Here is a 14,004-nt window from a genome sequence, read left to right on the forward strand (position 1 = left end):
CGGGCGGTGTGTACAAGGCCCGGGAACGTATTCACCGCGGCGTGCTGATCCGCGATTACTAGCGATTCCGGCTTCATGTAGGCGAGTTGCAGCCTACAATCCGAACTGAGAGAAGCTTTAAGAGATTAGCTTAGCCTCGCGACTTTGCGACTCGTTGTACTTCCCATTGTAGCACGTGTGTAGCCCAGGTCATAAGGGGCATGATGATTTGACGTCATCCCCACCTTCCTCCGGTTTGTCACCGGCAGTCTTGCTAGAGTGCCCAACTAAATGATGGCAACTAACAATAAGGGTTGCGCTCGTTGCGGGACTTAACCCAACATCTCACGACACGAGCTGACGACAACCATGCACCACCTGTCACTTTGCCCCCGAAGGGGAAGCTCTATCTCTAGAGTGGTCAAAGGATGTCAAGACCTGGTAAGGTTCTTCGCGTTGCTTCGAATTAAACCACATGCTCCACCGCTTGTGCGGGCCCCCGTCAATTCCTTTGAGTTTCAACCTTGCGGTCGTACTCCCCAGGCGGAGTGCTTAATGCGTTAGCTGCAGCACTGAAGGGCGGAAACCCTCCAACACTTAGCACTCATCGTTTACGGCGTGGACTACCAGGGTATCTAATCCTGTTTGCTCCCCACGCTTTCGAGCCTCAGCGTCAGTTACAGACCAGAGAGCCGCCTTCGCCACTGGTGTTCCTCCATATATCTACGCATTTCACCGCTACACATGGAATTCCACTCTCCTCTTCTGCACTCAAGTCTCCCAGTTTCCAATGACCCTCCCCGGTTGAGCCGGGGGCTTTCACATCAGACTTAAGAAACCGCCTGCGCTCGCTTTACGCCCAATAAATCCGGACAACGCTTGCCACCTACGTATTACCGCGGCTGCTGGCACGTAGTTAGCCGTGGCTTTCTGGTTAGATACCGTCAAGGGATGAACAGTTACTCTCATCCTTGTTCTTCTCTAACAACAGAGTTTTACGATCCGAAAACCTTCTTCACTCACGCGGCGTTGCTCGGTCAGACTTTCGTCCATTGCCGAAGATTCCCTACTGCTGCCTCCCGTAGGAGTTTGGGCCGTGTCTCAGTCCCAATGTGGCCGATCACCCTCTCAGGTCGGCTATGCATCGTCGCCTTGGTGAGCCGTTACCTCACCAACTAGCTAATGCACCGCGGGTCCATCCATCAGCGACACCCGAAAGCGCCTTTCAAATCAAAACCATGCGGTTTCGATTGTTATACGGTATTAGCACCTGTTTCCAAGTGTTATCCCCTTCTGATGGGCAGGTTACCCACGTGTTACTCACCCGTTCGCCACTCCTCTTTTCCCGGTGGAGCAAGCTCCGGTGGAAAAAGAAGCGTTCGACTTGCATGTATTAGGCACGCCGCCAGCGTTCGTCCTGAGCCAGGATCAAACTCTCATAAAAAGTTCGAACAATCTTGCGATTGTTAAGCTCAATTGTTTGCTAGCATATTGCTTGCTTGTTAAAAATGTTTGTTGTCTTGAATCAATCAAGACGCCCTACACATTTGGTTTGTCTTTGCTTTGTTCAGTTTTCAAAGGTCTACTTGATTAAAAGCTAATCAGTTGAGATTGCCGTAGCAACTTTTATATCATATCAGAGCGACGTTTGTTTGTCAACTCTTTTTTTAAAAGTTTTTTTGACTTCGTTTTTCAGAAGTGTTTCAGCAACTTATTTATCATAACTCATCGTTTGTTATTTGTCAACAACTTTTTTGAAGTTTTTTTCGATATAATCAAACTTCGTAAGCTGTCGTTTTTTAACGACTTAGTTATCTTATCATGTGTTTTTAGAAACGTCAAGAACTTTTCTGCTATTTTTTTAGAAAGTTTCATTACGCTGTTTCTTAAATCAACGTTAATAAATTTATCACGTAAACCAAGGTACGTCAACAAGCATTTTCACTTAATTTTTCAAAAGAATATTTAAGCAAAAGATCATCATTCGCTTTTACTTCAAAAGAATCATAAAAAAGTTTGCATTATCGAATATAATCCATGATAAACTGAACGTTTCATCCTTTAAAGAGGACCGGTTACCATAAAAAAAGAAACTTGAATTTTTTTCAAGTTTCTTTTGGTGTCTAATTCTACATTAAAAGAAAGGAACTCCTTCCACTTCGTAAGTGCCAAGGACAGAGCGCATTTGATCTGGGTCTTCCCAAAGATAGCCTTTACCTAAGTCTTCACTTTGACTTTTTTGCTCAGTTTCAAAAACAAACAATGGAACATTTTCGTGATTAATATGTGTATTGGTCAACTCCATCAAATTAATTTTGCTAACATCAATATGAACGATTTCTTTTAAAAAGCTAAGTATGTTTGCTAACCCCGTCTTTTCTTCTGAAAGCTCTGCTAATGCAAACTCCAGCTTGTCATCAATTGAATGGACTAAAAATTTTTTTGATCCATCCTCCAAATGCAACATGATTGTACCAGCTACTTTTTTGCTTGCCAAAATTTCCACCTCGATCAACTTGTTCTGTGGTTTACATAAAAATTCTAGCACATTTTCAGAAAAAATACACTTTTTATTTCTTATTTTCTTTCTGTTCTAGTTCTTCTAGTGCTTCGTCCACCCATTTTGGTAGTTGTTCCGCAATCGTGGCAAACCCGATCTTTTTATTTTTATTCGTAAAGTATCTTTTCCTTCGATAAGGAATAACAGGGCTCTTCTTCTCCAACGTACGTAACGACAAACTAATTTTTTTTGAATATTCATCAATATCAATGATTTGAACAGTTACTGGTTGACCAACTTTTAACAATGTGTGAATACTTTTCGTGTAACCTGATTGTACTTCTGATACGTGAATCAAGCCTTGTGTTTCCTCGTCTAAAGACACAAATGCACCATAAGGCTGTATTCCAGTTATTTTTCCTTTAATTATTTGTCCAATTTTATATGTCATGTACTTCCCTCTCTTTGCATTTATCATTATACTGTAAATGATTTAAAAAAAGAAGTTTTGAAAATACTCAATAGAAAAAGGGGTCCTTTAGATGAGTGAATTTGACAAGAAAGTTTCAAGAAGACATACCGATAGCGTAAAATGGGATTCAATTAAAGAAACCTATCAAAGAGACGACTTATTGCCTTTATGGGTTGCAGACATGGATTTTTTATCACCTGCTGGAGTAAAAAAAGCTTTTGAAAATTATGTTTCTCAAGGTCTTTTTGGTTACTCTACCGTTTCAGAAAAATTATATCACGCAGTCATCAATTGGGAAAAACAACAGCATCAGGTATCTTTAACAAAAGAACACATTGTCTTTACTAGCGGTGTTTTATCTAGTTTAGCTGTTGCAATTCAAACTTTTACTGAACCAGGTGACAGTGTGCTGATCCATGACCCCGTTTACCCACCTTTTTCTGCAATCGTCGAGAGTAATCACCGTCAGCTTATACGGAGTCAATTAATTGAACAAAACAATAAATTCATGATGGACTTTCAAGATATGGAAAAAAAGATCGTTGAACAACAAGTAAAAGTGGTAATCCTTTGTAATCCCCACAATCCAGGGGGGCGTGTTTGGACTAAAGAAGAATTATCACAACTAAGCGAACTATGTTTGAAACACAAAGTGCTGCTTTTTAGTGATGAAATTCATCAAGACTTAGTTTTTTCAACGAACCATTTTAACTCGATGTTAACGATTGATGAAACACTAAGTCAGTCTTTAATCACGTTTACTTCGGCAACCAAGACCTTTAATTTAGCAGCGATTAAAAACTCAATGGTGTTTATAAAAAATCCTAAATTAAAAGAACAATTTGAACAGCGGTTACTAATGAATCAGCAACAAGATATAAATACTTTTGGTCTAATCGGTACACAAGCTGCTTACGAAACGGGTAGAGAATGGCTTAGTCAACTGCTTCCTTATATAGAAAAAAACGCGGCCACTGCCACTTCTTTTTTTGAAAAACATTTACCTCAACTAGGTGTGATGACGATTGAAGGAACGTATTTGATGTGGTTAGATTTTTCTGCTTATGAAGCGAATGACGAGTTGCTAGAACAAACATTGATTACCAAAGGAAAAGTTGTTTTAAATCCTGGCATCTCATTTGGTCCTGCCGGTCATGCTCATATGCGATTGAATTTAGCTTGTCCGGAAGAAACACTACTAGATGGATTGATGCGGATAAAAAAAGCCTTCACATAAAAAACAAAAGCATTTTTGACGACTTTTAAACGAGGTTCTATTCTAATTAGAAATAAAATAAACCAACTGGGTCAATGATTGAAACCAGTTGGTTTATTTTGTGCTTAGTTAGTAATTAAGATGCCTTACTATTGCGAGTGATTATTCTGATACTTCAACTTTCTCGATCACTACATCATGTACTGGACGATCTTGTGGACCACGTTGTACGTTAGCAATTTCATCTACGGTAGTCATGCCATCAATCACATGACCAAATACAGTATGACGGAAATCTAGCCAAGGTGTCCCACCACCTTTGTATGCTTCGATGATTTCAGCCGGGAAGCCTGCACCTTCTAATTGATCTAGCATATTCGCTGGTACATTTTCATTATTCACGATAAAGAACTGGCTACCGTTTGTATTTGGTCCAGAGTTAGCCATCGATAACGCCCCACGTAAGTTGAACAACTCACGACTAAATTCATCTTCAAAACTTTCACCATAGATGCTTTCGCCACCCATACCTGTACCAGTTGGATCGCCACCTTGAATCATAAAATCAGGGATGACACGGTGGAAAATTACTCCGTCGTAATATCCTTTTTTAGCAAGTTCAATAAAATTTTTAACTGTTTTAGGCGCTAATTCTGGGAATAATTGGACCGTAATGTCACCACGGTTTGTTTTTATTACTGCCTTTGGTCCTTTTTCATTTTCTAAGCTTAATTGTGGGAATACCATATCTTTTTCCTCCTAAAAATTATTCCTTCATTGGTAATAATAACATATTCTCTCTATTCGCTGTTACATGAAACTTAAGAAAACAAAAAGACTCATCCTTATGTAAAAATGATTATATACTTTTTATCAAATGATAGATACTTTTCTGCGTTTCTCTGACTTAAAAAATAATCCACGAGTATTTTTAAATATGTGAACCAGTAGATTTCACGAGAGATCGTTTTCGCTTCTGCCCCAACCTCCTTAAGAATTAGAAATAAATCATTTGTTTGAGAAGTATTCTCAATTAAATTCTGCTATAGTGTGGGTATGAGGAGGAAGTTTTCTATGGAAATCTATGATATTACAATTATCGGTGCAGGACCAGTAGGGATGTTTGCAGCGTTTTACGCAGGTATGCGTCAAGCAAAAACTAAGATCATTGACAGTTTACCTCAACTAGGTGGGCAATTAGCAACGCTTTACCCAGAAAAATATATTTATGATATTCCCGGCTATCCCGCCGTGAAAGCCAGTGACTTAGTAGCAAATCTGGAAAAACAGTTAACCACATTCAATCACTCTTTTCATTTGAATGAGGAAGTTCTTTCTATTACTAAAGAAGATGAAATAATTGAGATCACAACTACTAAAGGAATCCACTATTCAAAAGCAGTCATTTTGACTTTAGGAAGCGGTTCTTTTCAACCTAGAAAATTAAATGTACCAGAAGCAACAACTTATGAGCATCACGGTCTCGATTATTTTGTGAACGATTTAATGAAATATGCTGGTAAAAAAGTAGCAATTGCAGGTGGTGGTGATTCAGCAATTGATTGGGCGTTGATGCTAGAACCGATTGCGAGTGAAGTTTATCTTATCCATCGCCGGCCAGAATTTAGAGCTCATGAGCATAGTGTAAACTTATTGAAAGCTTCATCAGTCAATCTTTTAACTCCCTATCTCATTGATGAATTATCTGGAGAAAATGGGGAATTGACTGCTGTTCGCTTAAAACGGGTAAAAAGCGAGGAAACAATTGAGTTACTGATTGATTCATTGATTGTTAATTATGGGTTCACCTCAAATCTAGAACATCTTTCAACATGGGGACTTGAAAGTACCAGAAATGCAATTTCAGTAAACTCAGATATGTCAACCTCGATACCAGGCGTTTATGCTGCTGGCGATATCTGTTCTTACAAAGGAAAAGTAAAATTGATCGCTACTGGATTTGGCGAAGCACCTACAGCTGTCAATAATGCGTTACACTTTATTAACCCTAAAGAACGCACACAACCTGGACACAGTACCAGTTTATACGATAAAAAAGTTCCTCCTAAATAGGATATCTTGTATGATTTTTGACCATTTTGTCCAAAGCAGAGGAGACAACATTTGTTTCTTGCTTTTTTATTTGGTAGGCTAACAATATAGTTGATTCACAGAAGCAAAAGGAGGAAGAAAATGGTTATCAAAACTGAAACGCTAGAAGAAAAAGCACGTGAATTGCTCAATGAGCGTGGAGTAACCCTTGAAGACATTGCTGAGCTAGTGATGTTTTTACAAAAAGATTACATTACTGATCTTACTTTAGCAGATTGTATCCAAAGTGTTCACGCTGTCTTAACCAAACGTGAAGTCCATAACGCAATCATAACTGGGGTTCAATTAGATATTTTAGCAGAAGAAAATAAGTTGATGTCACCGCTCCAACATATCATTGAAGATGATGAAGGACTGTATGGGATCGATGAAATACTAGCCTTATCAATTGTAAATGTCTATGGGACAATCGGTTTCACTAATTATGGCTATATCGATAAAGTAAAGCCTGGTATTTTACAAAAATTAAATAGCCATGACGGAAAAAATGTGCATACTTTCTTGGATGACATCGTGGGTGCAATCGCTGCCTCTGCTGCCAGTCGTCTTGCTCACCAAGAGCCAGAAAAACGCAGTCGTTTGACTCAATAAGAGGTTGTGAAAGAAGCGATCAGCTCCTCGCTTATTGCTGAGGAGTTGCTTCTTGAACACCGTGAATCAGAGGTTGTGACAAGAGCGTTTTGTCCTGAGTATTAAGGACGAAAATCTCGAAACAGCTTTTCATGTTTTGAGATTTTTTGACTTAATACCGAAGGACAGCTCTTTGAACACCGTTTAAAGCAAAAACCCGAGACAATCTCCTTGTCTCGGGCTTTTTTTATTCTGTTGAAACAAAATAGGCATTATGATTTGTTCTATTCTATGTTTGATTTTAACTTCTTTTTAGCTCTCTTTTTCCAATGATAACAAAAAAAGCAAAAAAGAGTTCAATTAAAATAAAAAATAAAATAAAACTATGCATAAAAAATTGTTCTGGTAAGACGTTAATGATTGGATCGGTTGTCGGATCAAACAGCCAATCGTCGTTGTTAAAAAATGTTTCATGGAACAAGATAAAAAAGCGATCAAATCCTACCAACATAAAAAAGCCAAAAACAATCGGTACGAGCATTCCAATCTTAAACGGTTGAACTAAACGCCAAAAACGCTTATGACGTTTCAGATAAAAGAGATAGTAGATACTAGGTATCAACGTCAACAGCAGCACAAAATAGTTAAGTAAAAAAAGTTTTTTGACTTCATAAAAATGATGTGCTCCACTTGCAGAAATAGGAAAATTTTGCAGACTTAATTCCTTCTGAAAAGGATTATTTAAATAAGCCATTAATCGATCAAAATTTTTCAATAAAGTTTCTTGATCAAGCGTAGTATGATCCAATATGTTCAGATATTTGATGTCTAGTTCATAGAGAAAGCGAAAATTGATTGTTATCGCGATCGCCAGACTGATCAGCATGAAGAATAGACAAACCAAACCCGCATATTCTCCCCACACCCATTTTGTTTTTCTCATTCTAGAAACTCCACTCATCTAACGAACGGAGAACGTGTGTAGCAGGTACCGGTAATAAAGGTACATCCTCAGCTTTCGTAAATCCTGAGAGCACCAACAACGTATCAATCCCATTTCGAATCCCTGCTTGGATGTCTGTTTCATAGTTGTCTCCAACCATGATGACATCTGCTTTCGTTAAACCTAATTTTTCTACCGCCTTATCCATAATGATCGCTTCTGGTTTGCCAATATAAATCGGCGGCGTCTGTGTAGCTGTCTCCACAAACGAAATAACCGATCCTGCACCTGGCAGCAACCCACGCTCAGTTGGAATATTTTTATCTGGATTTGTTCCAATAAATGTTGCCCCTTTTTGGATCGCAAGAGTCGCTTTGACTACTTTTTCATACGTCAGATAATTATCTAGACCGACTACTACATAATCGGGATTTTCTTCGTCCCAGACAAATCCTGCTTCTAAAATCAAATCGATCAAACCAGCTTCACCTATGGCATAAAACGTGTTTCCTTTCCCGGCAGCGTGCATAAAATCGATCGTTGCTAAAGAAGCTGTGTAAACAGTTTCTGGGCTGACGTGTATATCAAATTCATCTGCCAAGCGATTGGCTACTGCCTGTGGACTTTTTGTGGTGTTATTCGTAACAAACAGAAAAGGCTGTTTTTTTGCCTGAAGAGCCTCCACAAAACGTTTCCCAGCAGGTATAGGTTCAGTCCCCCGATAAATCGTTCCATCTAAATCAATCAAATATCCTTTATAATCCATCTTTACTCTTCCCTTTGTCTTATCGTAAAATTAGTGTTGGCTTTTGGTTTAGTTGATGTTTTTTCAGTCTTTTTTTGTTCTGTTTTTCTTTTTTTGATGACCGGTTTTTTGTGATTTGAAGAAACGAGTCCTTTTTTCTCATCAATGTACGCACGATGTTGGTTTTGATTTTTCTTTTTTCTTCGGCGAGGAGTATTTTTTTCCTTCTTACCTCCGATTTGTTCAATCACAAAATAAGCGCAACCAAAATTACAATACTCATACAAATAATCTTCCAAAGCATCAATTCGTTGGTCGGGATGAGCACGTCTGTTATCTACACGGAAAAATCCTTTTAATCTTAGTTGTTCATAGCCCCAATCACCAACGATATAGTCATAACGCGACAAGACTTCACTATATCTTTCGCCAAGTTTTTCTGGATTGAACCCCTCTCGATGATCCTTTACTAGGCGATAGTGCTGTTCGCCAATCAAAAAATTCTTCTCATCGATGAAAGTAATGATTTCTCCTTTTACTTTCTCCGGTTTGGGTTCTTCGATAATTTCTTCTAACACGGCGGTGATTTCTTCTGTCACCGTATGATCCTCGACATTTTTCGCTGTCTGTTTTTCTTTTGTTTTAGCTTCAACGGCGTGTTGCTCTTTTTGTTTTGCCGACATGCTTTCACCACCTATCATTCCTATTATACCTTGTTTTTATTTTATTGGATAGTGAGCATTTAAGTATTCCCCTACTACGCTACGAATAAATTCCGGAAATAAAAATTCATTTTCACCAGCAATCTCAATCGTTGGAAAGAAAGGTACAAACATAAAATGATCCACTGTTGTAAATGTATATCGACGCTCGTTATCTATCGGCTGATTCAGCCAGTGAACTTGATGATTAACTGCATCATAAGAGATCCCACTATAAACCACTTGTCCAAAAATTTTTCCCCGAAATCCCATACCTCTGATTGGATAATTGCGTAAAAAAGCACGATTTTTTTCGATTTCTAATACCAATCGAATCAAATCACTTCCTTTAAGTGTGACATTCAGTAAATGCATTGGATGAGGTAATGCCGTATGCAGTTGATCCTGATTGATCAGCCCTGTTGGTAATCCAGTTAAAAACAACCCACTATTTAGCATTGCGCCTTGTGTTTGCCCACGATACTTGACTGCTTCTAACGCCTCATAAATAAAAGAATGTTCCGCAAAAATATCTACTGATAAATCATAAGGTAACTTGGCTACTTTTTTTGCCGCTAATAGTTCGTGCCCTTTAGTTAAATAATCTTGGCTTTCCTGCTCATCTTCAATAAACGTCGTCATCGTTTCTGTTGGGATAGCCCGAGCTGATTTTTGGATGATGTTTTTATGCTCATCAACGGTGAGGTGAACCTCTCCAACGTATTGTCCATATTTTCCCGCTGCTGCAAGCTGAACACCATTAACGATTTGACCATCAATCAGCAAATGATGCGTATGTGAGCCTAAGATTACATCGATTGACGGAAGTTCTTGGGCAATCTGACGATCGTCTTGGATACCTAGATGGCTCATCAATACCAAGATGTCTACTTTTGGTCTTAGTTCTTCCACCAATTCAGGCAAAATATCATAAGGGTTTCTGATATCCCAACCATTTGGACTATATGTTAAGGGAAAAGGAGCCGTCAAAGCCAGTAAGCCGATTTTAGTCTGTTGAGGAGTCTCAATGATCTTGTACTTTTTTGCCCATTTCGGCGGTTGCAACAGATGTTTATCAAACAAATTATCCAATAAAATATCAAAGTTTGCCTGATCATAAAGATGATTCAATTGATCCTTGGCATTTCCCACGCCTTCATTATTACCTATCGTCACAGCATCATAGCCTACGTTATTCATTAGTTCAACATTTGCTTGTCCATCGGTTGCTTCTGATAGCGGGTGCCAGCGATCAACAAAGTCACCTAAATCAACAGTGATGGTCGTGGTATTTTCTTTTTTTTCGTTTTCACGCTTTTTTTGCTCAATAAACCTTCTGATTTTAGGCCAGTTTTCTAGATGCGAGTGTAAATCATTCGTATGTAATAGAACTATTTTTTCCATCTTATTCTTTCGCCTCACTTTTCTTTATCATACCATAGGCTTTTTCTTTGTTCACTTTGAAAGATTTTAAAGAAAATCAAATTCCTCCGCTGTGAATAGATTCCATTTTAAACGTTAGCCTTGTGGATAATATCGGATCAAAGTAATAATCAGTCTATCTCTAGCTAGCGATTCGGGGTAGAAAAGTGATGAAAAAATACGTTACAGCAAAACATGATCAATAGATATAATTCTATCGGCATTGCCCATTTATTCGTCAACCAACGTTCAAACAAATCGACAGAAATAAGCCGTAGAATTTCCAGTATACGCAGGACGAATGTCGGAATTCTTCGGCTTATTTCTTAAAACTAACTCTTCTATTCCTACTTCTTCAGCAATAATCAAGTAGCAATCAGTTTCTCATTTTTCTCTTTTCAGCCAACTAATTGAAGTTTTTTTAATCAAAAAATTGATTAGATGCAGCTATGCTGATTTGTAGACGATCCAATGGTTCGCCAAACATTCCTGCCCAGCCATCATAGCCAGCGATAGAGGTGCCATCATCACAACATACTCCTAGCCAACCAGCTCGGGCGGTCGTTTGAGAACGGTAGTAGGCTTGCGATAATGTCTTACCTGTAGGTGTTGTATAGTAAAGTTGCACACCATCGATGGCTTCACCAGGATTTCCTGCACATCCATTGACCATATCATTTGGATCACCTTTGCTGACCCAATCTAACCAACCACTTTTTACCGTATGGACTCGATAACGAATCGTTCCCGCATCTACTTTGATATAAAGCATGTCATGTTGATTATTTGGCAATCCTGAAAAACCATTGGAATCGACATCATTGAAATTGGTAATTTCTCCTAACCAACTTCCGCCCAAAACACGTAACCCATAGTGAACATTGGTAGAAAAACTTCCCCCATTATTTACCCCTGGTGAATAAGTAAATAAAGGATTGGATTTCGCAATCCCGATTTGCAGACGGTCTAGCGGTTCGCCAAACATCCCTGCCCAACCATCGTAACCGACGATCGATGTTCCATCATCGCAACAAGTTTGTAACCAGTCAGCACGAGCGGTCGTTTGTGAACGGTAATATGCTTGTGAATAAGTTTCTCCAGCAGGTGTTGTGTAATAGATTTGTACACCATCAATCGCTTCTCCAGGATTCCCTGCACATCCATTGACCATATCATTTGGATCACCTTTACTAACCCAATCTAACCAACCGCTTGTCATCGTGTGTACTCGATAACGTAATGTTCCTTTATCAACCTTGATATATAGCATATCGTGTTGATGATTCGGTAATCCTGAAAAACCATTAGAATCTGAATTGTTAAAGTTAGTGATTTCTCCTAACCAAGCTCCCCCCAACACTCGTAAACTATAATGAACATTTGTCGAAAATGAAGGTGGCGTTGGGTCATTAGTTATTCCTGTTGAACTTGATTGATTAAAACCGCCAGAAAAACGCCAAACTTCATAATAATGAAACCCATTTGCAACGATATAATTTTTATCAAAACGTAATTCTTGAATCGCAGTATTTTTTCTCCTTGCGTATAGTAACAAGTTGAAGTGATGTTTTTACCACCACCAGTAATCACACCTGTATGTCCAATCGCACCACCTGAATCAGCCATCGAGGACCCACCAGAAAGTAAAACAATATCCTCATCTTTCAGCTGAGAGAGATTGGAAGCGTTTGAATTTCCGACTAAAACTAATACATAACCACATCTTTGGAGATAACCACCAAGGGTAACCGTATTATATAAATAGCTATAAGGAATTCCAGAGCTGTCTTTGACTGCTTGAGTAATACTTCCAGAACAATCTGCCGTTCCATCTGTACCGTTTCTTGAGCCAGTCATGGAATAGGTTATCTGTCCACGATGTTTATTGAACCAATCCACGACTTTTGTTCGGTTTAATTGTTGGTACCAGTATCTAGCTTGTTGCGCTCTTGCTGGTTGGTTTGCATTTGCCGGTCTTTCATAATATTGAATGAAAATATTCGCCAGTTCTTCTGGAGACTTGTTACTTGTCTTAAATTGTTGAAACGTCATAGATATATTATAAAATTGTTGATTGTTTGCTACCTCCCACTCAATACGTTTGCATTGAGAAATGACGTCTTTGTAATTTAATCCATTCGCATTTGCCCAATTGATATATTTAGATGCTGGTGTCCATTGCACTAGTCCGTATCCACCAGACATATTTCCGACAATGTCGCTCTCCCATCGGTCGGCAATAATGCCACTTTCTGATTGCATGTTCCCTAATAATCCAGCAACTGCGGTTTTTGACCAGCCTTGACTGACCAAGTAATCCCAAATTGTTTTTGCTGTTTCAAATTGTCCCATAATAGTTGTTCGCTCCTTACTTTCAATCATTTTTTCATATTAGTTGCGCCTTTAAATGTACACAGCTTATTACTTACTGTTATCTTCCATCCTCCTAAAAAATTATTTTGATCATTTGATTCGAATCACATAGATATGTGAGCTATTTTAGTGATTTGTGACAGAAAAAATAAAATCTTTCACTTTTTTCTAAAAAGCTGTGCCTAGGTTGCTTTGTTAGTAAATAAAAAAGTCATTATCACGTAGTATCTCGGTAAATTCACTTTGATCGTTCCTAATCGTTCTCTGTTTCGTTATTGTTTTGGTTTCATTTTGTCTTGAATTGATTTTAAAATCCCCTCAAAATAAGTCGTTACTTCTGACTCAGCAATATTGGTCAAAATGCTCCCAATCTCAGTGAAAATCAGGCAAGTCGTAAAAACCTTTACTAACGTAAATTCAAAATGAACGCCGTTTTGGATCAACACAAAATCAACGACTCCCGTCAGGATCAATAACACAAAATGACTGAGTTTTTTCCAAAGTCCTCGCCAACTTAGCGTTGAATACCAAACATGATTGACTTTTGCTTTAAGCCAACCTGTTATGAGATCTAATAGAACCACTAGAAAAAAACTGTGAATTAATGCTTGATCACTAGCAAAGACTTTCGTTAATGCCGTCATACTAACACCTCCTTTTAAACGTAATGACTGCGAAAGAAATGCCCTCCATAACAGACATTAGTTTGCAGTTTTGAGTCCCTTGCTTTTAGCTTTCATCATTTGTTTGATACACTATTCTTCTTTTTACATTGTCAGACCTTCCTTTCACTACTTTGCTAAAGATTTTTGTTTCCATTTAGATATGTTGGAAAATAATAAAATTTGTGACAAAAAAAAGGGACTGGGACAAAAGTTGTCTCAGTCTCTTCTAGTATCTCTAAAAACGAATAAACGGCGTTCAAGAAGCAACTCCTCAACAATAAGCGATGATTTTCTAAAATATGAGGA

13 protein-coding genes and 1 rRNA gene (1 of these 14 cut by a window edge) are annotated in these 14,004 nt (G+C 38.4%); 3 read left to right on the forward strand and 11 right to left on the reverse strand.

From position 1 onward, the window contains the following. From IGL30_RS09980 to IGL30_RS09990, 3 genes are all read right to left on the reverse strand, one after another. Positions 1 to 1,423 (reverse strand): 16S ribosomal RNA (locus IGL30_RS09980); it reaches 137 nt to the left of the window's first position. A 690-nt stretch (positions 1,424 to 2,113) separates the two neighbouring features. Next, complete coding sequence (locus IGL30_RS09985) at positions 2,114 to 2,476, reverse strand: hypothetical protein (RefSeq protein ID WP_010720718.1); 363 nt, start codon at positions 2,474 to 2,476, stop codon at positions 2,114 to 2,116. A 73-nt stretch (positions 2,477 to 2,549) separates the two neighbouring features. Beyond that, entirely contained in the window at positions 2,550 to 2,930 is a 381-nt protein-coding gene (locus IGL30_RS09990; RefSeq protein WP_010720719.1) for a CvfD/Ygs/GSP13 family RNA-binding post-transcriptional regulator, read from the reverse strand. 91 nt (positions 2,931 to 3,021) lie between these two features. On the opposite strand from IGL30_RS09990, the gene IGL30_RS09995 reads away from it, so the two are divergent. Continuing rightward, a complete protein-coding gene (locus IGL30_RS09995; protein ID WP_034700567.1) occupies positions 3,022 to 4,188 on the forward strand; it encodes a MalY/PatB family protein in 1,167 nt (388 codons plus the stop codon). A gap of 141 nt (positions 4,189 to 4,329) precedes the next feature. Here the strand turns inward: IGL30_RS09995 and IGL30_RS10000 are convergent, their stop codons facing one another. Continuing rightward, positions 4,330 to 4,914 carry a peptidylprolyl isomerase gene (locus IGL30_RS10000; protein WP_010720721.1) on the reverse strand — a complete coding sequence of 195 codons (585 nt, stop codon included), beginning with the start codon at positions 4,912 to 4,914 and terminating at the stop codon, positions 4,330 to 4,332. Between the two features lie 327 nt (positions 4,915 to 5,241). Between IGL30_RS10000 and IGL30_RS10005 the strand changes: the two genes are divergently transcribed. Together IGL30_RS10005 and IGL30_RS10010 are read left to right on the forward strand one after the other, a co-directional pair. Then, positions 5,242 to 6,240 (forward strand): NAD(P)/FAD-dependent oxidoreductase, encoded by a 999-nt coding sequence (locus IGL30_RS10005; RefSeq protein WP_034700569.1) that lies wholly within the window; start codon positions 5,242 to 5,244, stop codon positions 6,238 to 6,240. 120 nt (positions 6,241 to 6,360) lie between these two features. After that, positions 6,361 to 6,870, forward strand: a complete 510-nt coding sequence (locus tag IGL30_RS10010; RefSeq protein ID WP_010720723.1) for a phosphatidylglycerophosphatase A family protein — start codon at positions 6,361 to 6,363, stop codon at positions 6,868 to 6,870. A 280-nt stretch (positions 6,871 to 7,150) separates the two neighbouring features. Here the strand turns inward: IGL30_RS10010 and IGL30_RS10015 are convergent, their stop codons facing one another. From IGL30_RS10015 to IGL30_RS10045, 7 genes are all read right to left on the reverse strand, one after another. Then, complete coding sequence (locus IGL30_RS10015) at positions 7,151 to 7,792, reverse strand: TIGR01906 family membrane protein (protein WP_375371685.1); 642 nt, start codon at positions 7,790 to 7,792, stop codon at positions 7,151 to 7,153. 1 nt (position 7,793) lies between these two features. Beyond that, on the reverse strand, positions 7,794 to 8,558 hold the full coding sequence (locus tag IGL30_RS10020; protein WP_010720725.1) for a TIGR01457 family HAD-type hydrolase: 765 nt from the start codon (positions 8,556 to 8,558) through the stop codon (positions 7,794 to 7,796). A gap of 2 nt (positions 8,559 to 8,560) precedes the next feature. Continuing rightward, positions 8,561 to 9,220: a YutD family protein gene (locus IGL30_RS10025; RefSeq protein ID WP_123875158.1), complete on the reverse strand. Its 660-nt coding sequence runs from the start codon at positions 9,218 to 9,220 to the stop codon at positions 8,561 to 8,563. A 36-nt stretch (positions 9,221 to 9,256) separates the two neighbouring features. Next, complete coding sequence (locus tag IGL30_RS10030; protein ID WP_094940108.1) at positions 9,257 to 10,642, reverse strand: bifunctional metallophosphatase/5'-nucleotidase; 1,386 nt, start codon at positions 10,640 to 10,642, stop codon at positions 9,257 to 9,259. Between the two features lie 439 nt (positions 10,643 to 11,081). Then, the gene (locus IGL30_RS10035) at positions 11,082 to 12,020 is read right to left on the reverse strand and encodes a hypothetical protein (RefSeq protein ID WP_430618579.1); all 939 of its coding nucleotides are present in this window, start codon (positions 12,018 to 12,020) and stop codon (positions 11,082 to 11,084) included. 53 nt (positions 12,021 to 12,073) lie between these two features. Then, on the reverse strand, positions 12,074 to 13,012 hold the full coding sequence (locus tag IGL30_RS10040; protein ID WP_430618218.1) for a phage tail tip lysozyme: 939 nt from the start codon (positions 13,010 to 13,012) through the stop codon (positions 12,074 to 12,076). A gap of 293 nt (positions 13,013 to 13,305) precedes the next feature. After that, positions 13,306 to 13,677 (reverse strand): phage holin family protein, encoded by a 372-nt coding sequence (locus IGL30_RS10045; RefSeq protein WP_053766345.1) that lies wholly within the window; start codon positions 13,675 to 13,677, stop codon positions 13,306 to 13,308. Positions 13,678 to 14,004 lie beyond the last annotated feature (327 nt).

It is taken from the genome of Enterococcus sp. DIV1089c, assembly GCF_050530965.1.
Lineage (GTDB): Bacteria > Bacillota > Bacilli > Lactobacillales > Enterococcaceae > Enterococcus_B > Enterococcus_B hirae.